Annotated in this window: 16 protein-coding genes; 7 read left to right on the top strand and 9 right to left on the bottom strand. The window is 60.6% G+C overall.

All coding sequences use genetic code 11. The features are described 5' to 3' along the window. The first annotated feature begins 126 nt into the window (after nucleotides 1–126). Complete coding sequence (locus ACKUUJ_RS06705) at nucleotides 127–270, top strand: rubredoxin-like domain-containing protein (protein WP_055251878.1); 144 nt, start codon at nucleotides 127–129, stop codon at nucleotides 268–270. Nucleotides 271–737: 467 nt separating this feature from the next. Here ACKUUJ_RS06705 and ACKUUJ_RS06700 read toward each other — a convergent pair whose 3' ends face one another. Then, nucleotides 738–1994: an Nramp family divalent metal transporter gene (locus ACKUUJ_RS06700; RefSeq protein WP_409065100.1), complete on the bottom strand. Its 1257-nt coding sequence runs from the start codon at nucleotides 1992–1994 to the stop codon at nucleotides 738–740. Nucleotides 1995–2517: 523 nt separating this feature from the next. On the opposite strand from ACKUUJ_RS06700, the gene gltB reads away from it, so the two are divergent. From gltB to ACKUUJ_RS06675, 5 genes are all read left to right on the top strand, one after another. Then, nucleotides 2518–7215: a glutamate synthase large subunit gene (gltB, locus tag ACKUUJ_RS06695; protein ID WP_409065099.1), complete on the top strand. Its 4698-nt coding sequence runs from the start codon at nucleotides 2518–2520 to the stop codon at nucleotides 7213–7215. A gap of 5 nt (nucleotides 7216–7220) precedes the next feature. Next, entirely contained in the window at nucleotides 7221–8702 is a 1482-nt protein-coding gene (locus tag ACKUUJ_RS06690) for a glutamate synthase subunit beta (protein ID WP_409065098.1), read from the top strand. Nucleotides 8703–9117: 415 nt separating this feature from the next. After that, nucleotides 9118–9825 (top strand): hypothetical protein, encoded by a 708-nt coding sequence (locus tag ACKUUJ_RS06685; protein ID WP_409065097.1) that lies wholly within the window; start codon nucleotides 9118–9120, stop codon nucleotides 9823–9825. A gap of 360 nt (nucleotides 9826–10185) precedes the next feature. After that, nucleotides 10186–11256, top strand: coding sequence for a hypothetical protein (locus ACKUUJ_RS06680; protein ID WP_409065096.1), 1071 nt, complete (start codon nucleotides 10186–10188; stop codon nucleotides 11254–11256). A 538-nt stretch (nucleotides 11257–11794) separates the two neighbouring features. Continuing rightward, nucleotides 11795–13165: an amidohydrolase family protein gene (locus ACKUUJ_RS06675; RefSeq protein ID WP_409065095.1), complete on the top strand. Its 1371-nt coding sequence runs from the start codon at nucleotides 11795–11797 to the stop codon at nucleotides 13163–13165. A 92-nt stretch (nucleotides 13166–13257) separates the two neighbouring features. On the opposite strand, the gene ACKUUJ_RS06670 is transcribed toward ACKUUJ_RS06675, so the two are convergent. From ACKUUJ_RS06670 to ACKUUJ_RS06635, 8 genes are all read right to left on the bottom strand, one after another. After that, nucleotides 13258–13731, bottom strand: coding sequence for a hypothetical protein (locus ACKUUJ_RS06670; protein WP_161159975.1), 474 nt, complete (start codon nucleotides 13729–13731; stop codon nucleotides 13258–13260). Between the two features lie 146 nt (nucleotides 13732–13877). Further along, entirely contained in the window at nucleotides 13878–14150 is a 273-nt protein-coding gene (locus tag ACKUUJ_RS06665; RefSeq protein ID WP_035137388.1) for a metal-sensing transcriptional repressor, read from the bottom strand. A gap of 184 nt (nucleotides 14151–14334) precedes the next feature. After that, the gene (locus ACKUUJ_RS06660; RefSeq protein ID WP_006235338.1) at nucleotides 14335–14556 is read right to left on the bottom strand and encodes a heavy-metal-associated domain-containing protein; all 222 of its coding nucleotides are present in this window, start codon (nucleotides 14554–14556) and stop codon (nucleotides 14335–14337) included. 147 nt (nucleotides 14557–14703) lie between these two features. Further along, entirely contained in the window at nucleotides 14704–17046 is a 2343-nt protein-coding gene (locus ACKUUJ_RS06655; RefSeq protein ID WP_409065094.1) for a heavy metal translocating P-type ATPase, read from the bottom strand. Between the two features lie 578 nt (nucleotides 17047–17624). Next, nucleotides 17625–19409: a hypothetical protein gene (locus ACKUUJ_RS06650; protein ID WP_409065093.1), complete on the bottom strand. Its 1785-nt coding sequence runs from the start codon at nucleotides 19407–19409 to the stop codon at nucleotides 17625–17627. A gap of 318 nt (nucleotides 19410–19727) precedes the next feature. Then, entirely contained in the window at nucleotides 19728–20960 is a 1233-nt protein-coding gene (locus ACKUUJ_RS06645; protein WP_409065092.1) for a hypothetical protein, read from the bottom strand. A 403-nt stretch (nucleotides 20961–21363) separates the two neighbouring features. After that, complete coding sequence (locus ACKUUJ_RS06640) at nucleotides 21364–23448, bottom strand: protein kinase domain-containing protein (RefSeq protein ID WP_409065091.1); 2085 nt, start codon at nucleotides 23446–23448, stop codon at nucleotides 21364–21366. Between the two features lie 171 nt (nucleotides 23449–23619). After that, entirely contained in the window at nucleotides 23620–24582 is a 963-nt protein-coding gene (locus ACKUUJ_RS06635; RefSeq protein WP_409065090.1) for an FHA domain-containing protein, read from the bottom strand. Nucleotides 24583–24762: 180 nt separating this feature from the next. On the opposite strand from ACKUUJ_RS06635, the gene ACKUUJ_RS06630 reads away from it, so the two are divergent. Next, nucleotides 24763–26007 carry a zinc-ribbon domain-containing protein gene (locus ACKUUJ_RS06630; protein ID WP_409065089.1) on the top strand — a complete coding sequence of 415 codons (1245 nt, stop codon included), beginning with the start codon at nucleotides 24763–24765 and terminating at the stop codon, nucleotides 26005–26007. The last annotated feature ends 67 nt before the right edge of the window (nucleotides 26008–26074 follow it).

The raw sequence follows: 26074 nt of genomic DNA, 5'->3' as shown, positions 1-26074 counted from the left end.
AAAGTTGATAATCAAGGGCGTCTTCGTACCAAGGGTAGAAATGCTGTAAAACTACTTGCATAATATTATTGAGAATATATACTAATAAGCAAGTACACCAGCAGTCACGTTCGAGAGGAGAACATCATGGCTGAGGAGAAGAAGACGTATAAGTTCGTTTGCGTCGTTTGTGGTTACGAGGTTGAGGTCGATACGCCCGAGCTGCCCGAGGATTACGTGTGCCCGGTGTGCGGCGTCGGCCCCGATCAGTTTGAGCTCGTCGAGGAGTAACTCGCAGGCACACGGCGAAAGCCGAACATAGCTCTGTCCAAGGACCCCGGTCGGATATCCCGGCCGGGGTCCTTTTCCTCCGTCCCCAAGGGATTGCGGCTGCTGTTAGCCGATCATGTCTGTCGTGAGTCCGGCCGACCTTTTGTCTTAATCTGTAACATCTAACGGCTCAAAACGGGTCTATCTGTTACAGATTGAGACAAAAGGTTGGAGCTGAAGAAATGTCTCGATCTGTAACATCTAGCAGTGGAAAATGGGTCCACTTGTTACAGATCGAGACAATTCAAAACCGTCCGGCAGAAGATCTCAATCTGTAACATCTAGCAGTGAAAACGGGGCCTACGTGTTACAGATTGAGACAAACGGAGCTGTCCCTCGGAATGATCTCGATCTGTAACATCTAGACATCAAAAGCGTGTCTAGATGTTACAGATCGAGACGTTTGCCTGGGTAGGTGCCCCGTCCCATTACATCCCTGTCAACAACACGACATCGAGAATCGTTACGATGACGCCGATCCCTACGAGCAGCGCGTTGAGCGGGCGTGAATTGGCGTATTTGCCCATAACGCGGGGCGAACTGGTGAGCCGTATGAGCACAAAGACCGTAATCGGCAACTGAAGCGACAGCAGCGCCTGACTCCAAATGAGACCCTCAAAAGGATTCGGGACGACCAAGCACGCCGCCACTGCGCCGACGAAACAGGCTGCCACCCCGATTGAGGAATGTCGGTCGTGGATGTCGTATTCCTCGTCGAACATGCCCGCGGTGATAGTTCCCGCCGCCATGCCCGCTGTCACGCTGCTCGATAGTCCCGCGAACAGCAGCGCTACCGCAAAGATGGTCGAGCTCGCCGGGCCCAAGATGGGGGAGAGCGTGGCCGCTGCGACGGCGAGGTCGTCTACGACAATGCCGTGCGCAAAAAAGGTCGTTGCGGCCAGGATGATCATGGCCGAGTTGATTGCCCAGCCCACGCCCATCGAAAAGAGCGTGTCGAAGAGCTCATAGCGTAGACGTTCTTCGATAACCTGCTCGCCTTGGCCTTCGAAGTGCATGGATTGGATGACCTCGGAGTGCAGGAAGAGGTTGTGGGGCATAACGACCGCGCCTAGGACACTTACGATAATCGCGGCCGAGCCGGTGGGCATGCTGGGTGTGATCCAGCTTGCGGCGGCCTGCGGCCAGTCGACCTTGACCAGCGCAAGCTCGGCCAAAAACGAGAGCCCTACCACGCCTACGAAGGCGATGATCCACCGCTCGGCGCGCTTATAGGAGCTCGTCATGAGCATCGCCATCGATGCTGCCGCCACGATGATGCAGCCCGCGCGCACGGGCAGCCCAAAGAGCATCTGGAGCGCGATTGCACCGCCCAGGACCTCTGCCATGGCGGTGGCGATCGTGGCTAGATATGCGCTGCCGAGTATCGCACGCCCGACGAGGCAGGGGAGGTAACGTGTCGTGGCCTCGGCAAGACAGGTGCCCGTGGCGATGCCCAAGTGCGCCGCGTTGTGCTGCAGCACAATGAGCATAAGCGTGGACAGCGTGATGATCCACAGCAGCGCGTAGCCAAACTGCGAGCCCGCGGCCATATTGGAGGCCCAGTTGCCCGGGTCGATAAAGCCGACGGTCACGAGCAGCCCGGGGCCGATATGCCGCGCAATGTCTAGGCCTCCGTGACCACCGGTGCGCCGGGAGCCAAAATGATGTTTGAGATGGTTGAGCATGGTGCGCTCCTGCGTGCTGTTTGCTTGACGTCGCAAAGGATACCCGTTTTAGGCTCAAAAGTTAACCGAGACTAACAAAATTGTTGTACTTGAATAGGATAGTGAAAGGGGGCTGCCGAAATGTCTTGATCTGTAACAACTAGGGATGGAAATTGGGCCTAGGTGTTACAGATCAAGACAGGAAGAAATGGTTCTATGGAAAATCTCGATCTGTAACAGCTGACCGCCAAAACCGGCCCTTCGTGTTACAGATTGAGACATTCGGAGCCGTCTCTCAAAAACATCTCAATCTGTAACAGTTGGGCGCCAAAATTGGGTCTTCCTGTTACGGATTGAGATGTTTGAAGCGGTGAGCATACGGGCTGAACTTGGGGGCCTATGTTGTCGCCCTTGAGGTCGGCGGTGTCCACTCGTAGGGCGTGCGTTAAGCGATTGTTTCGAAACGGGCGGGAAACACAACGGACCGGTGATGCTTCTAGTATGCCTAGTCAACTGACTGTCTAACACCTAGGGGAGGATCGCGATGCAGGCAGATTCCGCTCAGCAGCAGGGCCTTTATCGCCCCGAATTCGACCACGATGCATGTGGCATCGGCGCGCTTGCCGATATCAACGGCGAGCGCCATCACCAGATTCTGGACGACGCACTGTCCATTCTGGTCAACTTGGAGCACCGCGGCGGCACCGGACTCGAGAAGAACACCGGCGACGGCGCCGGAATCCTGTTTCAGGTTCCGCATCACTTTTTCCGCAAAGAGGCTCAAAAGTGCGGCCAGATTCTGCCGGCAGAGGGCGACTATGGTGTGGCCATGCTGTTCTTCCCGCAGGACGACAAGGGCGTAGAGGATGCCCGCCGCGTGTTTGAGGAGGGCTGCGCCGAGGCCGGCGTGCCGCTGCTCTTTTGGCGCGAGGTGCCCGTCGACCCGCACGACCTGGGCGAGACGGCCCGCGCCTGCATGCCCACAATCTTGCAGGCCTTCCTGGGCCGCCCCGACGACACGCCCGCCGGCGACGCCTTCGAGCGCCGCCTGTATGTGTGCCGCCGCACCATCGAGAAGAAGGCCGACGCCGAGTTCGCCCTGCGCGACAAGATCTTCTATGTGTGCTCCATGAGCTCGCGCACCATCGTGTACAAGGGCATGCTTGTGGCCACGCAGATGCGCCGTTTCTTCATCGACCTCAACGACGCCGCCGTCAAAACGGCCGTGGCGCTCGTCCACTCGCGCTACTCCACCAACACCACGCCCAGCTGGGAGCGCGCACATCCCAACCGCTTTATCATCCACAACGGCGAGATCAACACTCTCAAGGGCAACGTCAACTGGATTCGCGCCCGCGAACCCAACCTGTACAGCCCCGTGCTGCAGCACGATCTTGAGCGCGTGATGCCCATCATCAACCGCGAGGGCTCCGATTCCGCGATTCTGGACAACGTACTCGAGTTCCTGGTCATGAACGGCCGTCCGCTCACGCGTGCCGCGTCCATGCTGCTGCCCGAGCCGTGGGACCACAACGACAGTCTGAGCGAGGAGCGCCGCGCCTACGACGCCTACCAGTCCATGCTCATGGAGCCGTGGGATGGCCCGGCGGCCATCGCCTTTACCGACGGTCGCACGCTGGGTGCCGCCCTCGACCGTAACGGCCTGCGTCCCGCCCGCTACTATGTGACGCGCGACGGTCGCTTTATGCTGGCAAGCGAGGTGGGCACCATCGAGGTGCGCCCCGAGAACATCCTGACGAGCGGCTGTCTGGGGCCGGGCCAGATGCTCGAGGTCGACTTTGCCCGCGGCCGCGTGATCTACAACGACGAACTGCGCGCCCGCTATGCCAAAGAAAAGCCCTACCGTGATTGGATTGCCGAGGAGACGCTGACCGTTGACGCGCTCGATGAGCCCGTTGCGGCAACGCCCGCCGAGGACGCCGAGGTGCCCGCCGCCGTACGCATGGCCAAGCTCGGCTATCACTGGGATGATGTTGACGAGGTCGTGCGCCCCATGGCCCAGCAGGGCAAGGCCCCGCTCGCCTCGATGGGCATCGATGCGCCGCTGGCCTGCCTGTCCAAGAAGACGCGTTCGTTCTTCGACTACTTCTATCAGCTGTTCGCTCAGGTCACGAACCCGCCGATCGACGCTCTTCGCGAGCATATGGTCACCTCGACCACGCTCTACCTGGGTAACCACGGCAACCTGCTCGAGGACTCCCGTACGGCCTGTCAGCTGGTGCGCCTGGAGCGTCCGCTGCTGAGCGAGGAGGAGTTCGAGCGTATCTGCGCCATCGACCGCGTGGGCTTTAAGACCCGCCGTTTCCGTGCCGTCTACCGCCGCGATGCCGGCGAGGGTGCGCTGCAGGCTGCGCTCAAACAGCTTGCAGAGGACGTTGAGGCCGCGGTCCGCGACGGCGTGAACATCGTGGTGTTGAGCGATCGCGCCGGAGCGGGCGAGGTGCCCGTGCCGTCGCTGCTCGCCGTGGGCTGCGTGCACAACCACCTGATCCGCGCCGGCGTGCGTACCTTTGCCGACATCGTGGTGGAGTGTGGCGACGCCGTGTCCCCGCACGACTTTGCGGCGCTGGTGGGCTATTCCGCGAGCGGTATCTATCCGTACAACGCGCATGCGTGCATCCGCGACTTGGCGGCGCACGGCGATCTGGACGTGACAGCCGAGCAGGGCATCGCCAACTACAACAAGGCCGCGACGGCGGGCATCGTCTCCATCATGTCCAAGATGGGCATCTCCACGGTGCAGAGCTACCATTCGGCGCAGATCTTTGAGGCCGTCGGCTTTACGCCGGAGTTCGTCAACGCGTACTTCGCCGGCACGGTGAGCCGTGTGGGCGGTATGGGTGTCGAGGACGTTGAGCGCGAGCAAAACGAGCGTTACGACGCCGCGCTCGCTATCCTTAAGAGCCCGGCTCCCGATCAGCTGCCCACGTTGGGTCTGACCAAGTGGCGCCCGCTCGGCGGCGAGGATCACCTCATCGATCCGCAGACTGTCTACTTGCTGCAGACCGCCTGCCGTGAGGACAGCTACGACACCTTTAAGGAGTACAGCGCCCGCCTGCACCGCACCGGCCGTGCCGTGCGCCTGCGCGACCTGCTGGACTTTGATGCCGGCGGCCGCACCCCGGTGGCACTCGACGAGGTCGAGCCCGCGCTCAACATCGTCCGCCGCTTTAACACCGGCGCCATGTCGTACGGTTCCATCAGCAAAGAGGCACACGAGTGCATGGCCATCGCCATGAACCGCCTGCACGGCCGTTCCAACTCCGGCGAGGGCGGCGAGGATCCGCGCCGCGAGACCCCGCTGGCCAACGGTGACTCCAAGAACTCCGCCATCAAGCAGGTGGCAAGCGCGCGCTTTGGCGTGACGAGCCGCTACCTGTGCAGCGCCTTCGAGATTCAGATCAAGATGGCCCAGGGCGCCAAGCCCGGTGAGGGCGGTCACCTGCCCGGCAAGAAGGTCTACCCCTGGATTGCCGAGGTCCGTCAGTCCACGCCCGGCATCGGCCTGATTTCGCCTCCGCCGCACCACGACATCTACTCCATCGAGGACTTGGCAGAGCTTATCTTCGATCTTAAGAACGCCAACCCCGGCGCGCGCGTGTCGGTCAAGCTGGTCAGCGAGGCCGGCGTCGGCACCATCGCCACCGGCGTGGCCAAGGGCGCTGCCGACAAGATCTTGATCAGCGGCCACAATGGCGGCTCGGGTGCCGCTGCGCGCGACTCTATCTGGCACGCGGGTCTGCCGCTGGAGCTTGGCCTTGCCGAGGCCCAGCAGACGCTGCTGCAAAACGGTTTGCGCTCACGCGTGGTGCTCGAGGCCGATGGCAAGCTCATGGACGGCACCGACGTCGCCGTCGCCTGCCTGCTGGGTGCCGAGGAGTTTGGCTTTGCGACCATGCCGCTCATCTCCATGGGCTGCCTCATGCAGCGCGACTGCCAGCAGGATACCTGCCCGGCCGGCATTGCCACGCAAAACTGTCGCTTGCGTCGCGGCTTCCGCGGCAAGCCCGAGCACGTTGAGCACTTTATGCTCTTTGTTGCCGAGCAGCTGCGTGAGGTCATGGCGAGCCTGGGCTTCCGCACCGTCGACGAGATGGTCGGCCATCCCGAGTGCTTGCGCCAGATTGAGGTCCCGGGCAACCGCAAGGCCAACCTGCTCGATCTGTCGCCCGTGCTGGCGAGCGCGACCTGCGAGTTCGGTGCCCATATCCCGGGTGCCGACGGCCGTCACTTCCTGCCCCAGATGGCTGCGGACAGCGAGCTCGACAAGACGCTCGACTCCACGTTGTTTGTGCCCTATACGGCCGATGCCCGTGCGCACCTGCGTCCGATTCGCTTTCGCGCCGATATCGCCAACGTCAACCGCTGCGTGGGCACCATCTTGGGCAACGCGGTGACCAAGGCGCATCCCGAGGGCCTGCCCGCCGGCTCCATCACCATCGATTGCGATGGTTCGGCCGGTCAGAGCTTTGGCGCCTTCCTGCCGCGCGGCATTACGCTCAACGTGTGCGGCGACGCCAACGACTACTTTGGCAAGGGCCTTTCGGGCGGCGAGGTGTCGGTGCGCCCCAACCCGCATGCGACCTACAAGTTCGACGAGAACATCATCGTGGGCAACGTTGCGTTCTTTGGCGCTACGAGTGGCCGCGGCTTCATTAACGGCCTGGCCGGCCAGCGCTTTGGCGTACGCAACTCCGGTGCCACGGTGGTGGTCGAGGGCTGCGGCAACCATGGCTGCGAGTACATGACGGGAGGTCTGGCGCTCATCCTGGGCGAGGTCGGGCAGAACTTCGCCGCCGGCATGACGGGCGGCGTGGCTTACGTCTTTGACCAGTACGGCACCCTCGATGCCCGTGTGAACCACGAGAGCGTTGAGCTCAAGGCCCCGACGGCCGGTGAGCTGGCACAGATTCGCGAGCTCATCCAGGAGCACGTGGACGCGACGCAGAGCCCGCGCGGCATTAAGCTGCTCTACAGCTTTGAGACGATGAGCAAGCACTTTGTGAAGGTCATTCCGACCGAGTACGAGCGCGTGCTGGCGATTGTCGCCGCCGCCGAGGCCGTCGGCAAGACGCATGCGCAGGCCGAGGAGCTGGCGTTTGACATTGTGACCGGTCGCGCCGACGCCGCTGATGTCGCTCGCTTTGATGTGGCGGGTGGTGTCGCTGGCGCTGTGCCCGCCGCCGCCAGCTCTGTTGCTTCGACCAAGAAGGAGGCGTAAGTGCCATGGGTAAGCCCGGTGCTTTTCTTGATATCGATCGCGTGACCCACGAGCTGCGCCCCGTGGAGGAGCGCAGCCGCGATTTCGATCCGCTGTACGTGGAGCTCGACGACGATGCGCGCCGTGCCCAGGCGAGCCGCTGCATGATGTGCGGTGTGGCGTTTTGCCAAATGGGCGCGAGCTTTGGCAAGGCGCGTCCGAGTGGCTGCCCACTGCACAATCTGATTCCCGAGTGGAACGAGCTAGTGTATCGCGGCCGCTGGGACGAGGCTGCCGAGCGTCTGTCACTCACCTCGCCTATGCCCGAGTTTACGAGCCGTGTGTGCCCGGCGCTGTGCGAGGCCGCGTGCAACCTGGGCTCGGTCGACGGTCAGCCCACGACGATTCACGACAACGAGCGCGCGATCAGCGACCATGAGTGGGCAAATGGCGGTCCGCGCCGCTTTGAGCCGGCGGGGGAGGGCGCACCCACGGTTGCCGTGGTGGGCTCCGGTCCTGCTGGTCTGGTGGCAGCATGGGAGCTTGCACGTCGCGGTGCCTGTGTGACGGTATTTGAGCGTGATGACCGCCCGGGCGGCCTGCTCATGTACGGCATTCCCAACATGAAGCTCGAGAAGTCCGTTGTCGAGCGTCGCGTGGCACTTATGCGCGAGCTGGGTATCGTCTTTGAGCTGGGCGCTGACGTTACGAACCCTGCGGTGGCGGCCAAGCTCAATGGCTTTGACGCCGTCGTGGTGGCTGCCGGTGCTCGCGCCCCGCGTGGACTGGCTGCTGAGAATATTGACGCACCCGGCGTGGTGTATGCCGTGGACTACCTGACGGCCTCGACCGTCTCGATACTCGATGGCGGCGAGCCTGTCGTCGATGCATGCGGCCTGGACGTCGTGGTCATTGGCGGCGGCGATACCGGTAACGACTGCGTGGGCACCGCGGTACGTCAGGGTGCGCGCAGCGTGCGCCAGTTTGAGTTCTTGCCGGCGGCGCCTGATGCGCGCGCGGCGAGCAACCCCTGGCCGCAGTGGCCCAACGTGAAGAAGACCGATTACGGCCAGCAGGAGGCCATCGCTGCCATGGGCGGCGAGATGCGCGCTTGGGGCGTGGATACGCTCGAGGTGCTGCTGGATAAGAAGGGCGCTGCCGCGGGCCTGCGCGTGGTCGATCTGGACTGGTCGGCGGGAAAGCCCGAGCGCATCGCGGGCTCCGAGCACGAGGTGCCGACGCAGCTGGTGCTCATCGCCTGCGGCTTCACGGGCCCGGAGCACAGTGTGTTCGACGCCGTTGGCGTGCCCGTTGCCACCGCTGGTCGTCCGCTGCCTGTGATGGCCGCCGAGGGCTCGCATCTTGCGGCGCGTGGCGAGGGCGTCGCCGCGGATGCCGCGCCGGTGTATGTTGCCGGTGACGCTCGCAACGGCAGCTCGCTCGTGGTGAGCGCCATGGCCGACGCCCTGGCCTGCGCTGCCGAAGTCGCCGAGGCGCTGGAGCTGTAAGGCGGCTGTCCACAGCTGAATCGTCAAGGGCTGTCCCCAACGGCCGGCCCAAAAGGAACGTCCCCAAGTGCCGGCAGCTGGGGACGTTCCTTATGTGCCGGCATTCGGGGACACTCCTTGCGGGTTTGCGACCGATTTGTTCGTTTGTCGACGCGCGAGTGTCCATTCGGCGTCTTCTTGAGCTGTGGTGCTCTGCTGTTTCTGTGGTGGCCGGGGGCGCTTGGCTCAAAAGGGCGGGTTGGCCGTCTATGTTTATCTGCGGTTTTGTTGCGGTGCGCATTTTCGGTCAAGCATCCCGTCAAGTGTTTGGTCAGCAGTTGGTTTGCAGCCGGAGGCCTATTTTGTCCGTGCTGACAGTGGCTGCCCACCCTCCCCGTAAGCTCAAATTGAGGTTCATCAGTTTGAGGAGGATGCCGTGACTGACCACGTTTTAGACCGAGCGCATCTGGCTGAAGCCGTCGGCAACGATATTGCCGACATGGCCCATTTTTGGATGCTGCGGAAGTTTCAGTTTTTGGAGCCGGCGCGCGAGCAGTTTGAGATCATTGTCGACCCGTGGCTCAGCTATTGCACCGAGCCTTCCCAAAACGAAATCATGGCCTACAACATGGCATTTACCGATTGGCTGCTCTTCGAGCGCCCCTATCGCCATGGCAAGACGCTGCTCGAGCTGTATGTTGACGAGCCGCCGGCATCGCTTTCGCCTGTCTCGCTCAAGCGGCTCGAGCAGGTACGCGACACGCAGTATTTCTCGCGCTTTGGCATTTTGGACAAGGATCCTGCGACTGGTATGGTCGCGCTGCGCGACACGCGCACCGACCGTCGTTTTGATGTTTACGACCCACATATCGTGCAAAAAGAGCACTGGCGTGATGGTGCGATTGCGGTGCGCATCGCGTGCATCGACGATGTTTGGCTAACGGCGGGGCAGCTCTACCTCTACGACATTGCGCGCCTGAGCGATACGGCGGTCGACGGGCCTGGCGCGGTGCATCCCGAGGACCTAGAGGACGGTTTCGACACCTCGTGCATCAGCTTCTTTTTACGCCTGGTCCGCGACATCATGGGCGCCCAGGGGCGGTATGTGAAGTCGCTCAATATTTATGAGCAGGAGTGGGAGTAGGGGATGGGCAGTCGCAGCGTCGCCGCCTGTCTATTTGTCTCGGTCTGTAACGTCTAGGGACAAAAAACCGGTCTAACTGTTACAGATCGAGACGAATGCCTGGGCGCCGCTGGTTTGTCTAAATTTGTAACGTTTAGGGGCCTGGAGAGCGTCTACCTGTTACAGATCGAGACGTTTGGAACCTGTCGGGGTGGATGTCTCAATCTGTAACATCTACAGGCCAAAACTCGACCTAACTGTTACAGATTGAGACCAAGGTTGGATGCGGTGCCGAAAGATCTCGATCTGTAACGTTTGGCGGCTGCTTGTGCCCGTAACTGTTACAGGTCGAGACGTTTGTCGACGGCGGTAACAGCGGCGATGGCCCATTTTTCCGATGTGGTGGTGATAGAAGTGTCTAATACCGTTTTTAAACACAAACATGCAACACGTAACACCTTGGCGCGGAATAGGATGTTTGCCAGGCTCACGGAGGCGACCGAGCAAGGTGCACTGCTCGCAACGCATGACAATGCCGAGCTCATGTGGCTGCGGCGCCATGTGGGCACAGACGATATTGCAGAGCCCGAATCGCACCTATTCTGTTTTCAGCATGAATGGGATGCATTGACGCCGCCGGAGCGGGCGCGGTGGACCATCAAGGGGTTTGCCGAGTTCCACCCCGATTGGGCGTTTTGGGGGTATGACGCAGCACTTTTGTGGGGCCTGGAGGTGCCGAATGATCTGCTCGGGCCGCGTTACTTGGTCAAGACAGGTTGCTCGGTGACACTTAGTGCAGGATGTCGGCTGTTGCGTCCGCAGGCGGCGGGTGCGCTTGAGCGCGTCGATGGCGTGTGGGTGACGCCGTTTTGGCGCACGGTGGAGGATTGTCTGCTGCGTGCGCCGTTCTCCTACGGGTTAGCGATTGCCGATTCTGCGCTGCGGGCGAAGGGCATGTCGCGCGACGACCTCTACGAGCGCCTCCGCGCCGATTGCGAGGGCAGGCGAGGGTATCGCAGGGCACAGGTGATTGCGTCGTATGCGGACGGGCTGTCCGAAAACGGCGGCGAGTCTCGGTTCCGAGCGTTCTTTATTGCGTACGGCTTTCCGGTTCCGGAGCTGCAGGTGGAGTTTCGCGACCCGCTCGATCCGAGCCAGGTGTTTCGCGTCGACTATTTTTGGCGGCTCGAGAACGGGACGTGTGTCATCGGCGAGCTCGACGGAAAGGGGAAGTACACCTTGCAGAACGGCGAGGGCCGGGAGTCGGTCGACCCGTTCGTGGCAGAACGTCAGCGGGAGTCCCATCTGACAATGCTCGGACACAAGGTGCTTCGGTTCACGTTTGATGAGCTCAAGAATCCGGGAAAGCTGGTTGAAAAGATGAGGCTAGCAGGTATTCCGCAGCGAGCCGATTTGGCTGAGGAATGGAAGCGGCAGTGGTATGGGCACTGAAGCGGACTGTCTCAATCTGTAACAACAAGGGACCGCTTGGCCTCGTAACTGTTACAGATCAAGACGGAAGGTTGGCTACCGCTAAAAGATCTCAATCTGTAACATCTAGAGGCCGAAAACCTGTCTACCTGTTACAGATTTAGACGTTTGACGATGAAGCTGGAGAATGTCTCGATCTGTAACAACAAAGGACTGTTTTGCCTTCTAGCTGTTACAGATCGAGACGGAAGGTTGGCGGCTGACGAAAAATCTCAATCTGTAACATCTGGCGGCTGAAAACTGGTCTACCTGTTACAGATTGAGATAAAGGCTGGGCGTGTGACTGAAAATCTCAATCTGTAACATATGGGGGGGTGTTTGGGGCCGTATCTGTTACAGATTGAGATGTTTCGTCAGCACGGCCAGAGCAATGCCGCGCTGTCTCCGTTTGCCCCTACATCTCTCTCTTCCCTCCGTTAACCGATATGTTTGACTTTAGTTCGCTGCATTAGGTGATAATGGACAAATGTTCAAGTTAATCGTGAGGGAGGAGTTCGATATGGCGTCTGCCGATCGTTCCACGTTGTTTATCAATGCGACCGTCCTGGATGGTTCGGAACATATGGAGCCGCAGCCCGACATGGCCGTGGTCGTTGAGCGCGGTGTCATCACGTGGATGGGGCCGAGTGCTGTGGCGCAGGCGCCTGCGGGTGCCGAGGTCATCGACCTGGCAGGGGCGTATCTCATGCCAGGCCTCATCAATATGCATGTGCATCTGTGCGGCTCGGGCAAGCCGGTTTCGGCGGGCGATGCGGGCGCGCTGATGAAAAAGCTCGATAATCCCGTGGGGCGCGCCATCGTGCGCCACATTCTTAAGGGCAGCGCCCAACAACAGCTGGCAAGCGGCGTGACCACGGTGCGCGGCGCGGGCGACCCGCTGTTTGCGGATCTTGCCGTGCGCGATGCTATCGATGCCGGCAAGTATCAAGGTCCTCGCCTGGTGGCGCCGGGAACGGGCGTTACGGTGCCGGGGGGCCATGGTGCTGGCTTGTTCGCCCAGGTGGCTAACAGTCCCGCCGAGGCGGCCGAACAGGTGCGCGACCTGTATGCGCGCGGTGCCGACGTCATTAAACTGTTCGTAACGGGTGGCGTGTTCGACGCGACCGAGGTGGGCGAGCCGGGTGTGCTGCGTATGCCCGTGGAGGTTGCCGCAGCGGCGTGCAAGGCGGCGCACGATATGGGCCTTCCGGTTATGGCTCATGTCGAGAGTACCGAGGGCGTGAAGGCCGCGCTTGAGGCCGGCGTTGACACGATTGAGCACGGCGCTCCGTTGACGCCCGAGATCCTGGAGCTGTACCGCGGCGCCGCGGGTACGCAGCTTGAGGGACGTGCGCCGAGTGTGACCTGCACTATCAGCCCGGCGCTGCCATTTGTATTGCTCGATCCGGAAAAGACTCATTCGACCGATACGCAAAAGAAGAACGGCGACATCGTGTGCTCGGGCATCATCGAGAGCGCCCGTGCCGCACTGGAAGCTGGTGTTAGGGTGGGCCTAGGCACGGATTCGAGCTGCCCGTTCGTGACGCAGTACGACATGTGGCGTGAGGTGGCCTATTTTGCCAAGTATGTCGGTGTGAGCAACGCCTTCGCGCTGCATACGGCTACGCAAGTCAATGCCGAGCTGCTGGGGCTGGGCGGCGAGACCGGCACAATCGAGTGCGGTAAGGCCGCCGATATCCTGGTGACGCGCGAGAACCCGCTCGATGACCTGTGCGCGCTGCGTGAGCCGATGCACGTGATGTGTCGCGGTGATCTGGTGCGCAAGCTCAAGGTGAAGCGTATCCCCGAGGTTGATAACGAGCTCGACACGATTATGGCCATGCCGGCTGAGGCGTTGGCTGAGGAGCTCGCCCGCGACGGCGTGGCATAGGTGTGACAAAGGGGCAATCCCTTTGTCATAATCAAAAAAGCCGAGGTCTCAGTGCGAGGCCTCGGCTTTTATTTTGTCCCATGGTATGGCGGCTATGAGCGCGTTTCCATCTTGGCGTGGCACTTGGGGCAGGTGACGCGGATCTTGCCTTTGCCCTTGGGGACGGAGAGCATTTGGCCACAGTTGGGGCACTTGAGGTATGCCGTAGTCTTGCGACCCTTCCACATCTTCTTGGCTGTGCGCTTGGCACGCTCAAAGTCTTCCTTACTGGTGCCGGCCGCGCGCGAGGTGCTGGCCGCTGCGGCCCCGCCGCCCAAGCTGGCGACGAACTTGCCCAAGCCGGGGACCTTAGCCGAGCCGGCGACAAAGGCGTCGTTCTCCTTGCGACGTGCATCGATATTTTTGGACAGGCCGCGCAGCACGCCAATCACGATAACGGCGATGGCGATCCAGCTGAGCCACTGGATGCGGGCTATCGATCCGATCATCGCGATGACGATGCCGGCAAAACCCATTACGATGGTGAGTTCATCGGCGCCATTGCGACCCTTCATAAAGTCATTCATGCGAATTGCCTTTCGTTCGATATGCTGCACGCCTTTATACCCGATTTAGAGCAAGGGGGACAGGTTAATCTGCACCAAGGTGGTGCAAACATTCCTGTCCCCGGAACACCAAGACGGTGCAAAGTAGTCTGTCCCCAATGCCCCAATTACTTGGAGAGCTTGTCGACGACGCGTTCGATCTCGGCGAGCTTGGCGGCTTTGAGGTCTTCGTCGCCCGATTCGATTGCCGAAGTCACGCAGCCCTCGATATGCGCCTTGAGCACGTCGGCGTTAATGCGCGCGAGGAGCGCCTGCGTGGCCATGAGCTGCGTGGAAATATCGACGCAATAGCGGTCCTCATCGACCATCCGCAAGATGCCGTCGATCTGGCCGCGTGCCGTCTTGAGCATGCGGGTCACCGATTTGTGGTCTGCCATCATGGCGGGTCCTCGTTTCTGGTCGATCTTCCGGATGCCCCCGTCAGTTGCGGTGAAATAGTTCCTGTTTTAGCGCTTCAAGCCTGCAAACAAGAACTATTTCACCGCAACTTCTGAAGGGCTGGTTGAGCGGTGGTTGCTGGGCGGCTATGTCGGCCGACAGCGGTGCCTGCTGGTGCGGTGGCAGCTAGGCTGCGGTTACGGACAGGGCGTGGAACTTCTCGCCGGCGCCCTCGACGGCGGCAGCGAGCTGCTCGGCGGTCACGGTGTCGGCGCACTCCACCTGGACGGTCTGGGTCTCGTGATCGGCATCGGCGTCGGTCACGCCGGCAACGTTGAGCAGTGCCGTCTCAACGGTAGCATCGCAATGACCGCACATGAGGCCGGAAGTCTTGATTGTGTAACGCATGGGTATTCCTCTCTGTTATGTCGGCTTTCCCAGGCACCCGGCCTTGACCTTCAAACCGTCGCTCGCGTACCAAAGTACGCGTCGCTCCTCTTTCAGGTCAATCTCGGGCACCTGGAAAACCCGTTCTAAATGGACGTAATGGTGAGCCTATTTTGCCACTTTCGGCTTAAAGGTTCGCAGGCGCAGCGCATTGCTTACGACGCAGACGCTCGACAGGCTCATGGCCGCGGCGCCAAACATCGGCGAGAGCTGCCATCCGGTGAGCGGGAAGAACACGCCCGCGGCGAGCGGAATGCCGATGCCGTTGTAGAACAGTGCCCAGAACAGGTCCTGCTTGATGTTGCGGATCGTCGCGCGCGACAGCTCGATGGCGCGGGCGACGTCCATGAGGTCGCTGCGCATGAGCACCACATCCGCCCCTTCCTTGGCGATGTCGGCACCAGTGCCGATCGCAAGGCCCACGTCGGCGCGCGCCAGGGCGGGGGAGTCGTTGATGCCGTCGCCCACCATGGCGACCTTGCTGCCCGCATCCTGCAGCTCGCGCACGTGGCGCTCCTTGTCGGCGGGGAGGACGTCGGCGATGACCTGCTTGCTGCTCAGCCCCACGCGGCGGGCGATTGCCTCGGCCGTCACGCGGTTATCGCCGGTGAGCATGCGCACGTCGACGCCGAGCTTGCGGAGCGCGGCGATGGCCTCGGCGCTCGTCTCTTTGACCTCGTCAGCCACGGCGATGGAACCGACGAACTCGCCGTTCTTGGCAAAGAACAGCGGCGTCTTGCCTTCGGCGGCAAATTGCTCGGCAAGACCCGCGGGCACGGTAACGCCCAGCTCGTCCATCAGGCGTACGTTGCCGGCTGCAATGACGTTTTGCCCCTCGCGCGCCGTCACGCCACGACCGGGCACGGCGGCAAAGTCCTCGACCATGCGCGCGACAATTCCGCGCGCCTCGCACTCGGCCATAATCGCCTCGGCCAGTGGGTGCTCGCTTGAGCGCTCCAGCGCAGCGGCCAGCTTGAGCAGCGCCTTTTCGCTCATGGCGGGCGAGCCGTCGGCGCGCGTGGCCACTACGATATCGGTCACGGCAGGCTTGCCGCGGGTGACCGTGCCCGTCTTATCGAGCACCACGGTGCCCGCGCTGCGCAGGCTCTCCAGCGCCTCGGCGCTCTTGAACAGAATGCCCATCTCGGCGCCCTTGCCGGTGCCTACCATAATGGCGACGGGCGTGGCCAGGCCGAGCGCGCACGGACAGCTGATCACCAGCACGGCCACGGCAGAAGTGAGTGCCTCGTTCACGCTGCCGGTCAGTGCCATCCACACCACAAAGGTCACGGCCGAGATCGCGAACACCACGGGCACGAATACGCCGGCGACCTTGTCGGCCATGCGGGCGATGGGCGCCTTGGTGGCGTTGGCGTCCTCGACGAGCTTGATAATCTTGGCGAGCGATGTCTCGGCGCCCACACGCGTGGCACGGAAGGTAAACGAACCGGTGCGGTTGACGGTGGCGGCGTTGACGGTGTCGCCGGCGGTCTTTTCCACGGGGATGGACTCGCCGGTGAGCGCGCTCTCGTCCACGGTCGAGCTGCCTTCGAGCACCACGCCATCGACGGGGATGGACTCGCCGGGGCGCACGCGCAGGACCTGGCCGGGAAGGATGCTGTCGACGTCGACGGTGGTCCCGCTGCCGTCCTCTGCCACGATGATCGCGGTCTTGGGCGCTAGGTCGATGAGCGCCTCGATGGCGCCGCCGGTTTTTGACTTGCTGCGCGTCTCGAGGTATTTGCCCACGGTGACGAGCGACAGGATCGTGCCTGCGCTCTCAAAATACAGATTGTCCATGCCCGTCATCATGGCCTCGTGTACCTGACCCGCGGCTAACTGGTCGGCCATGATGAACATGGCGTAGAGCGACCAGGCGACGGAAGCGGTCGCGCCCACGGCAATAAGGGCGTCCATGGTGGGCGCGCCGTGCGCGAGCGATTTAAACCCGTTGATAAAGTACGCGTCGTTGACATAGACGATGGGGATGAGCAGGACGAGCTCAGTGAGGGCGAGCGTCATGCTGTGGGTATGGTCGGTGAAAATGCCGGGCAGCGGCCAGCCGAGCATGTGCCCCATGCCTATGTAGAACAGCGGGATGAGGAATACGATCGAGACGATGAGGCGGGTGCGCATGGCAGAGGCGGCGGCCTCCAATTTTTTGGTGGGCGACTCCATGTGGGCGGCGCCGGACCTGACTTGCGCACTGCCGTTTGAGCCGGCGGCACCGGTGCCCGCATCGACGGGCGAGGCCGAGTAGCCGGCACGGTCGACGGCGGTGCAGATATCGTCGGGGGAGACCTGCGCAGGGTCGTAGTCGACCATCATGGAACCGGCGAGCAGGTTGACCGCGACGCTTTGGACGCCGTCGAGCTTACTCACGGCACGGTCCACGTGCGCCTGGCAGGCGGCGCATGTCATGCCGCCCACGTCGAACTTATCTTGAGCCATGGCTTCTCCTTTCTGTGGTTCGGTGTTGGAATTGTTAACCTGCCGATACTATACACCCATACCCCCTGGGGGTGTCTAGTACAGAATTAATGATTGACATCTCGCTACAGATGAGGGTGGCTGCTCAATAGGTGGCCGTCTCTGCCAAACATCTCAATCTGTAACATCTGGACCGGTTTTTGAGCCATAGCTGTTACGGATCAAGATAAACAGTTGGCAGGAAACTCAATGTCTCAATCTGTAACATCTAGCAGGGAAATATGACCTCTAACTGTTACAGATCAAGACATAGAAATCGGCCGAAAACTAATGTCTCGATCTGTAACAACTAGACCCCGTTTTACCGAGTAACTGTTACAGATCAAGACAAACCATTCGAGGGTAACCCGAACGTCTCGATCTGTAACAGTAAGACCGATGTTTGGGTCTTAGTTGTTACAGATCGAGACAATCTCGGAGCAGATGCCCCGGGCATACAACGTAAAACGCCGGGGCGCCCGCGTGATGGGCGCCCCGGCGCATGTTGGGCAGGGTTTGCGAAGCGGTGGGAGGGAGGAGAAGCCGTCCTCCCGAAATCCTTACTCCTGACGACGCTTCTTGTCAGTCAGGAAGACGCCGGCGGCTACGAGCACGACACCTCCGATGACAAACGTCTCACCGGCGAGCGCAGCATTGTCGCCCGTGGTGGGAAGCGCCGAGTTGTCGGCCGTCTTGGCGTTGCCGGCAGACGGCTTTCCAGCAACCGGCTTAGCGGCGGCCTGCGTGATCTTGGCCTGCTCGGCCTTCGCCGCCTCCTGCTCCTGACGAGCGATCTCGTCCTTCAGGGCCTGCTCGGCGGCAACGCGTTTTGCCTTTGCCTCGTTGTAGGCGTTGAGAGCCGCGGTGTAGGCGGGCGTCGCAGCATCAAGGTCTGCCTGAGCGGCATCAAGTGCGGCCTTTGCGTTATGTTCTGCCTGCTTGGCGGCGACGCACTTGGCAAAGAGAGCATTGAGCGTATCGTTCGCGTTTGCGTCAGAGCCAGTAGCAATGCCGTTTTCGACGTTGATGGACTTGAGCTTTCCGAGAGTAGCAGCAGCGGCGTCCGATGCGGCCTGAGAATTCTCGACCGCCTGCTCGGCGTTCGCGATGGCATCATTTGCCGTGCTAAGGGCGACTCCGGCATCGGTAACTGCTGCGTCGGCCTCCTTCTTGGCCGCCTCGGCGGTGGCAAGATTATCGGCTGCATTGCTCAGGGCGTCGGCACGGGCCTTCTTTGAAGCAAAGTCGTTTTTCGCCGTGGTCAGATTGCTCGCGGCGTGCTCCGCGTTCGCCGCCTTGGCCTCGGCGTTGTCCTTCGCGGTGTCGAGGGCCTGCTTCTTGGCGGTCTCGTCGAGCTTCGCCTTTTTGAGAGCGCTCCGGGCAGACGTCTGGGCTGCCGTGGCTTCATCAAGCGCCTGATGGGCCTCGTCGGCTTTCTCCTGAGACGCAGCAACATCGGCTGAATACTTGGCAAGTTCCTTCTTTGCATCTTGCAGAGCCTGCTGCTTTACGAGGGTCTCTGCCTTGGCGTCATCAACCTTCTTCTGACTCTGAGCGGCTTGCTCTTTCGATGCCTTAAGCTCGGCGCGCTTCTGGTTGACGACCTGTTCTGCGGTCGCCACGTTGCTTTGGGCGGCTTTGACCTGGTCTTCGGCTTCGGCAACTTTTCCGTTTGCCTTGGCGAGATTCTGCTTTGCTAGGGCAACAGCGGCGGCGGCACTTGCTACGCTGTCGTTCTTGGCGGCAAGGTCGCTATTCGCGGCAACAATGCCTTCCTGCTTTTGAGCGACGAGGGTTTCAGCTGCCTTTACGGCATCGGCTTTCGATGCCGCTGTGCTGCGCTTTTGCTCAAGGTCCGTCTTTGCGGCGGCGAGCTTTTCGCTAGCTTTGGAGAGGCTCAGCTGATACTGATCAAAGAGATTCTCGAGTTCATCGATCGAGTATTCTTTCTCGTACGAACCGTAATTGTTGTCGATCTCCAAGACGAACACATACGGCCAAAGGGTTCCGCGCGAGTTGATGCCGTATCCCATGGTTTTGGCGTCAGGCTGTACGATATTCAAATAGTGGCCGACTTTGCCAAAACCCACGCCTTGGGCTCCGAATTCGGTACCGTGACTCCAGAAAGTCTTCCAAGCATCTTTGGGGGCAACGTTGCCAAGGCCGGCTTTCGCTGCAGCATCGTCAAATATTTTCTTTTCGCCATCAACCCATTGGTGCGCGATGTTTTCTTTCGTGCTGAAGTTCCAAGCGGCATTTTCAAATCCGGCATAGTCTGAGTGCCCCTTCGTTGCGTCGGAGTAATTGGAATCAGACTGAGCGATTGCCATTTGCTCTGCCGTCACCTTAAGCTCGCTAAGGCCGACGCTTTTGCGATATTCATTAATTTCGCGCAGCTTGCCAAACGAAAGCTTGGCGTTGTCGAGTGACGTGCCGTCTTTTTTATCGCCAATGGTCGTCGGGTTTTTATCGCTCTGCCTATAGATGATGTTTGCAGCGTCGTTGGCACCGATGAACTGGTAGAAGCCGATGACGCTCTGCGCCTCCGCTGTCGTTGCCTTATCGGTTGCTGCCTTGCACGTATCGTATGCTTTCTGTGCATCGACAACGGCTTGATCGGCGGCCGCCTGGTTTGCCTTGGCAGTTTCGAGCGCCTTGTCTGCCTACTCCTTCTCGGCTTTTGCCTGGTCGACTTGTTTCTGAGCGGCCTTTGCCTTCTCCAGTTCGGCAGCATGTGCCTGCTTTGCCGAGGTCAACTCCGATTGCGCCGCATCGGCTTTCGTCTGGGCTGCCGTTACATCTTTTTCGGCTGCTGCGACTGTCTGCTTCTTGGCTTCGAGCTCGCTTTCGGCGCCGGTGAGGGCGTCCTGCTTGGATTCAACGTCGCTATTTGCCTGAGAAAGGCCTGCTTCGGCAGTCGCCTGCTGCTGTTTCGCCTGGTTGAGTGCGCTTTGGGCAGCATCGACCTTTGCCTGGGCGGCGTCATACTCCGGGCCCTCAGCGCCTGCCTTTGCGGCCGCCAAATCGGCTTGTGCGCTGTCATACGCTGTCTGTGCCGCGACTACCTTACCATCCGCGGCGTTCTTTTCCTGCTGGGCGGAAGCCAGCGTGCCTGCCGCCTCGTCGTAAGCGCTCTGCGCGGCGTTCTGAGCCTGCTGGGCATCGGCGAGCGCGGAATCGGCAGTGGCCTTCGCAGCCTTTGCTTGGTCCAGAGCGGCCTGCGCATCTGCGGCAGCCTGCTCGGCGACCTTGATTTCCTCCGGCGTTGCGTTGGCGGCTGCCTTCTGGGCTGCCTCGAGCTTGGCCTGCGCGTCAGCTGCCGCCTGCTTTGCGGCATCAAGGACCTTCGACTTGTCCTCGGCGTCGGTCTTGGCTGCATCGAGCTTTCCCTGGGCATCCTTCAGCGTGGCACTGGCGCTGTCGGCCGCCTTGACGCTTTCATCGAGCTGGCGAGCATATTCGGCGCGCGTGGCGGCCTCTGCCTGCGAATTATCGGAGACAGAGACGTCATAGGTGCTTTGTGCGTTGTCGCGTGCCGCCTGCTTTTCGGTATAGGGGGCAGCCACCGTGTCGTAGTCGGATTTGGCGTCTGCCTCGGCAGCCTTTGCGGCGTCGATCGCAGCCTGCAAGTCGGCAATCTTCTGGGCGTCTGCCTTTACTGCGGAGCCTGCCGCCTCGCCGGCGTGGACAGCAAGCGGGGACATGATCGCGTCCTGTGCCGTGGTATCACTCACATCGTTGGCAAATGCCGAGAACGGCGCGAGCAGCGACGAGCCGGTCATAGCGATGGTGGTTGCCGCGGTGACGGCGAGTCGTGTTGCCTTGTGGCCCGAGAATGTGGGGCGAGGCTCGGCGCCGCCTGAGACTTCCAAGTGTTTAGGTGCGTACTTTGCCATTTCTTCTCCCAATCGTTGAAGGGGTACCTATGACAATTCGTACGTTACGACTGCCGAAAGGGCTTCTGTTGCGCAACATTGGCAAGGAAATATCGACACACTTGAGTCATATATTATGAGGCGAAGTTCTCGGCAAGCTAATGTCTCGTTCTGTAACATCTGGCGGGAAATATGACCTCTAACTGTTACAGATCGAGACGGACCGTCCGTGGTCAACTCAAATGTCTTGATCTGTAACATCTAGAGAGGTTTTTAACCCCTTACTGTTACAGATTGAGATGTTGTCTCGCGGGGCTGGGGGTTTGTCTCGTTCTGTAACATCTAGACCTATATCTGCCGAGCTGGTGTTACAGATCGAGACAATTGCCGGGGAGGGGTCTCGTCACGGCAAGACGCCCGCCGCCTAGATACAGAACCCGGGGATCACACAGGTTCGCCTGTTTGGCTTTTCCGCAGGCGTTGCGTACGTAAAGACGTCGCCGTCGTGTCCCACGCGGTTCATATAGAGTGTGCCTTCGCTCTCCGATGTGTCAGGACTCGCCGTTCGTTCCCACCAACAGGTGTCCTTGCCTTTCCACTGGCGAACCAACATCTCGTTCGTGGTATACGGACTTACCTTGAGCTCGCGGAAGAGTTGGTACTCCTTGCCCTCGCCGTTATAGATGTCGGCCAGGTAGTGAAAGTCCTCGGCAAATGACTCGGGCGGTTGCGTACCGCACAGCTCGACCATGGCGGGCAGCCAAAGGGTTGCGGGCAACTCGCTCAGACACGATGCGCCTCTGGCGGCGCCAACGTTATTCGAGATCTTTTTGACAGATTTAATGAGTGCGCGCAACTCGTTGGGCAGCAGCTTAAGGCCGTCGCCGTCGAGCCATTCCCGCAGCTCGCAATCTGCCCAGCCGGCGTTCAACGGTTGGGGCGCTGCATCGCGCTCGGCAATGCCGGCATCGAACATAAACGTCAGCCCGGCCTTGCCCGTACCGTCTAGAAGCTCGTCGTGACGGATGCCCACAAGCTGCGCGCCGATGTGCAGCCCGTTGGTGAGCCTCACGCGCTTGGTACACGGATAGGGGATATGCCCGTTGTCATCGAGCAGATGGTAGCGCTTGGCAATCTCGCATGCCTCGCTACGGGTCTCGGCGGCCTTAATCTTGAGCGAAATCTCCTGCAGCTGATCCCAGGTGTAGTCGTCAAGCGAACTGCGGATGCCGTCCAGGTAGTCGGGGATGCCAAAGCCATGGGTTGCCGCCCCGATAACGCCGAGCCCCGCAACGGCTGCGACAACGCCACCGATAATAAAGCGGCGGCGGGTCATGGCATCGTGCCGGGCCTGCTCCAGGATCTCTCGCGCGCGCTCGCCGGCGACGTCGACCTTAAGGTGCGTGCCAGAATCGATATCAATCGCGGCTTCGTCTCCTGCGCCTTCGCGGCCCTCGGATTCGGCATCGGTGAGGTATGCCGAGAGCACCTCGAGCATCTGCTGCTCGGTAGGGCGATCGCCCTGTTCGACCGAGATGCCTTTCATGATGATCTGGGCGAGCGCTTCGTCGTCATTGCATCGCGGCTCGAGCGGCGCCGGCTTGGTCTTGGTCTTTATAAGGTAGAACGAGCCGGTTGCCGCGGCACCCGTCGACTCGACATCAAACGGCTTGCGACCGCTGTAGAGCTGGTACAGAATGCTCGAAAGCGCATAGACATCGATGGCGGGCGAGCGGCGAAGGGCCGCGATGCCTTCGATATCCTGCGTGAGCATCTCGGGTGCGGCGTATGCGGGCGTGGCAAAGCGCCAGATGTCGGCGCGCCGGGTGATCGTGTCATCGCCGAGGGCCATGGTCGCGGAGCCCATGTCGATGAGGCAGGGGTCAAAGGAGCAATCGACGATCTGCTGCTCGAGCGTTCGACTGGTGGTACGGAACATGATATTGGCGGGCGACAGGTCGCGATGGACGACCGGATTTACGAGTCCCTGGGTCATCAGGAGTGCGCGAAGCACGGCGTTTCCAACGGCGGCCACCATCTGGGTGGTTAGCCCGCCCGAGACATCGTGCGGAAGCAAGGGCAGGGCCTGCTTGAGCGAGGTGCCCTCGACCCACTCCATGAGGATGAGCGGGTCGTCCTCGCACGATCCATAGCCATAGACGCGCGGAAATCCGCGCAGGTGCGAGACGGTGCACAGATGACGGTACTCCTCGAACAGCGCGGCGGTGTTGGCCAGGTGCGCAGCCGCTTGCTCGGCGGAGCGATCGGGTGTTTGGTCAGAAAGGATGGCGTTGTCCTTGAGCAGCTTGACGGCAAAGACCTCGCCGCTTGTGTTGGTCGCGCGCAGCACGTGTCCGATATTGCCGCCGTCGCGGTATGCCGTCTGAAGAATAAGCGTCATAAACCGGCGCTTGGCATCATCCTCGGCGCTGGGGTCGACTGCCACGGCGGTATCGAACGTGTCGAGACGGATGAGTTTGTCGCCAGGGGCGGTGTTGGTGGTATCCAAGACGTTCCTTCATTTGGTGGGGCCGCGTGCTCACGCCGAGAACGCGATTATCGATTAAAGCCCATGATAGACGTGTTCGCCGATAAGCTGACTCGTATTGCTATTTATAGTGCAGCGCGCAACGTAAATGATATAAGACGAGTGACACCTGTTTCCCCACGTCTCTACGCGCTAGTCCACAATAACGAGAAACGTTGTATAGAGACCCAAATGAAGTCTGTCACTGTTAGCGATTTCCACGGGGGGATAGACTTTGCCGGGCTCTCGTTGGTCGCGGGGCGGCTCGATTACGGTATCGCCGTCGCCTGCACCCGATTCGAGCACCGTGCCGTTGGTCGATCCAAGGCCCTGGGCGTACCAGTGCTCACCCTCAAGCCAAATGCGAAGATGCTCGCGCGATGCGTCGGTGCCCACATCGGTGATGCTGGGCGAGGTTTTGGGCAAAGAACCAATCACGGTGCCGCGCGGATCGCGTGTGAGGGGATGGATTTGCATGTCGACGCAGTTGTCGGCATGTGTCCTGAGCAGACCGAGGTTGGGGGCGACGGTGCGTGGCTGCTCCAGGCTGCCCATAAAGCCACGTCCAACGGTAGTTTCGGTGGTGCCAAAGTGCCCGCCCGTCTTGCTGTCGCAAAAGCGCTCGACGGTGGCCACGCCTTGAGCGGGGTCGGCAAGTGCGCCCGTTGCCACAAAGAGCATCAAGAAGAGCGTGCTTTTTTCGCGGGGGCTGTGGTCATCGGAGCTGTTGATGCGCCCCAAGGCATTGGCGTAGAGGCGGTCGTCGAGGTCATAATCGGCGAGAATCGACATCATGTCTTGGGCCGCCGGGCCGCTGTAATGCTCGGATATTTCCTGATAGGCACGATCGCCTCCGCCGAGCTTGTTGCTAATGGCGGCAGCAAGGTTGAGTGTGGAGACGGTAAGGTCATTGTAGATACCTGGCGCACACTGATCGGGCTCGCGGTGGACGATGTAGCGAGTGAGGTACGAGCGGTTGGTAGAGCATTTGTCGAGCAGGGTGCTGCCTGCATACGAATTGCCGTTGATGAGCATTCGCGCAATCTCGAGATGCTTGAGACCGCCGAACGATCGGATGTCGTTGTAGAGGACCGAGCACGGTGTTTCCGCCGCCATGGCTGCCTCCCCAGATAACTTTAATGACGTACTGCAAACATGTTAGGAAATGGCTACGGTCAAAGCGTACCGACTCGAAAAATGTTGCGCAACGCTTTGCATAACTATCAAGACATTATAGGGCATATACGCCAAGTTGCAGGATGGCTGCAAGCGACACATTTTGAGAGGTTGTGCCCTATGGAATGCCCTTATTGCGGTGCATTATTGCCCGATGACGCTGGTTTTTGCTCTGAGTGTGGATCGCCTCTTGACGCCGCCGCGCCGTCTGCACCTGCTCCCGAAGATCCCTACACCACGCCCCAGACGGTGTCGCAGAGCCCGGCCTTTTCGTGGCGCGACGGTGAGGCCGCTACGGCGGCAACGGTGGAGTTGCCTAAGGCGGATGCTGCCTCGAAAGCAGACGAGCAGCCGGTGGCGGCACCCGACGCGTCTGAGCCCGCTGCGCCCGAATCCGATTCGGACGCCGCACGTGTAGTCGATCCCTTGTCAGACTTTGGCACTACGATCGAGAACGCGGAAACTGAGTCTGCCTGCCATGCCGATTTTGGTTCTACGCCGCTCAGTGAGGAAGAGCAGCTCGAGCAGGACCGCGAGAGCCTCAAGACGGCCAAGGCCGAGTACAAGCTGGCACGCAAGCGCCTGGGCAAGTCGTATGCGCCCGCCATCGCCGCCGGCGTTATTGTCGTTGCCGCCTTGTGCGCGGGAACCGGCTGGGCGGGCTACTCATATGGCTTGGCCCATCCGCAAAATACGGAGCAGATTCAAAAGCTCAAGAAGCAGCTTGAATCTTCCAAGGACGAACTCACAAAAACGCAAGACGAGCTCGATCAGACAAAGTCCGACCTTAAGGACGCTAAGGCGGAGCTCAAGACCGCAAGCAAGAACGGCGGGGACGCCAGCTCCGATGCCGAGGGCTCTTCCACGACGGGCAATGCGACCTCGTCGACTACCACGACCTCCGGTAGCACAGCGAAGCTCAGCATCGATAAGCCCACGAGCTTTGCCAACACCACGTGGCGCGGAGCACTTAAGGAGACGGGCAACTCTTGGGGCCATACTTGCTACGGCGCGAGCAAAAACGACCTTGTGATTGTGTTTAAGAGCATCAGCGATTCCGGCGAAGCGGTTGCAGACATCTCGGCCACGCTGCATGCCCACGATACCTACAACGCCGAAAAAACCGTCGCCCAATCCGATGGCGACGACTATCGCACCTACACGGACGTCACTGGTACGTTTGTCAGGAATAAGGGCTTTGAGTTCTCGCTTCCCGTCGGGGAGGAGGACTGCGACCTTACGGTTTCGGGTGTTCCTAAAAAGAAGAACGGCAAGTACTACCTGAATACCACGGTCGAATCGGGAGACGGCGCCGTTAACATGGGAACGCGCATCACGGATTCCTTTGAGCTTTTGATTTCCTAGTACCTCGTATTGTCAGCGCGCGATGCATGGCGGCGGTGGCAGGCGCGGCTTTATTGAGAGTTGCGCC

Origin of the sequence: Collinsella sp. wc0583, assembly GCF_046116915.1 — a bacterium.
GTDB lineage: Bacteria > Actinomycetota > Coriobacteriia > Coriobacteriales > Coriobacteriaceae > Collinsella.
This window is presented reverse-complemented; position numbering and strand designations above follow the sequence as displayed.

What these genes read in the sequence shown, in the direction of transcription:
- ACKUUJ_RS06705 (WP_055251878.1), top strand. Translation starts at nt 127, where the DNA reads ATGGCTGAGGAGAAGAAGACGTATAAGTTCGTTTGCGTCGTTTGTGGT.
- ACKUUJ_RS06700 (WP_409065100.1), bottom strand. Translation starts at nt 1,994, where the DNA reads ATGCTCAACCATCTCAAACATCATTTTGGCTCCCGGCGCACCGGTGGT.
- gltB (WP_409065099.1), top strand. Translation starts at nt 2,518, where the DNA reads ATGCAGGCAGATTCCGCTCAGCAGCAGGGCCTTTATCGCCCCGAATTC.
- ACKUUJ_RS06690 (WP_409065098.1), top strand. Translation starts at nt 7,221, where the DNA reads ATGGGTAAGCCCGGTGCTTTTCTTGATATCGATCGCGTGACCCACGAG.
- ACKUUJ_RS06680 (WP_409065096.1), top strand. Translation starts at nt 10,186, where the DNA reads ATGGCCCATTTTTCCGATGTGGTGGTGATAGAAGTGTCTAATACCGTT.
- ACKUUJ_RS06675 (WP_409065095.1), top strand. Translation starts at nt 11,795, where the DNA reads ATGGCGTCTGCCGATCGTTCCACGTTGTTTATCAATGCGACCGTCCTG.
- ACKUUJ_RS06670 (WP_161159975.1), bottom strand. Translation starts at nt 13,731, where the DNA reads ATGAATGACTTTATGAAGGGTCGCAATGGCGCCGATGAACTCACCATC.
- ACKUUJ_RS06665 (WP_035137388.1), bottom strand. Translation starts at nt 14,150, where the DNA reads ATGATGGCAGACCACAAATCGGTGACCCGCATGCTCAAGACGGCACGC.
- ACKUUJ_RS06660 (WP_006235338.1), bottom strand. Translation starts at nt 14,556, where the DNA reads ATGCGTTACACAATCAAGACTTCCGGCCTCATGTGCGGTCATTGCGAT.
- ACKUUJ_RS06655 (WP_409065094.1), bottom strand. Translation starts at nt 17,046, where the DNA reads ATGGCTCAAGATAAGTTCGACGTGGGCGGCATGACATGCGCCGCCTGC.
- ACKUUJ_RS06645 (WP_409065092.1), bottom strand. Translation starts at nt 20,960, where the DNA reads ATGGCAAAGTACGCACCTAAACACTTGGAAGTCTCAGGCGGCGCCGAG.
- ACKUUJ_RS06635 (WP_409065090.1), bottom strand. Translation starts at nt 24,582, where the DNA reads ATGGCGGCGGAAACACCGTGCTCGGTCCTCTACAACGACATCCGATCG.
- ACKUUJ_RS06630 (WP_409065089.1), top strand. Translation starts at nt 24,763, where the DNA reads ATGGAATGCCCTTATTGCGGTGCATTATTGCCCGATGACGCTGGTTTT.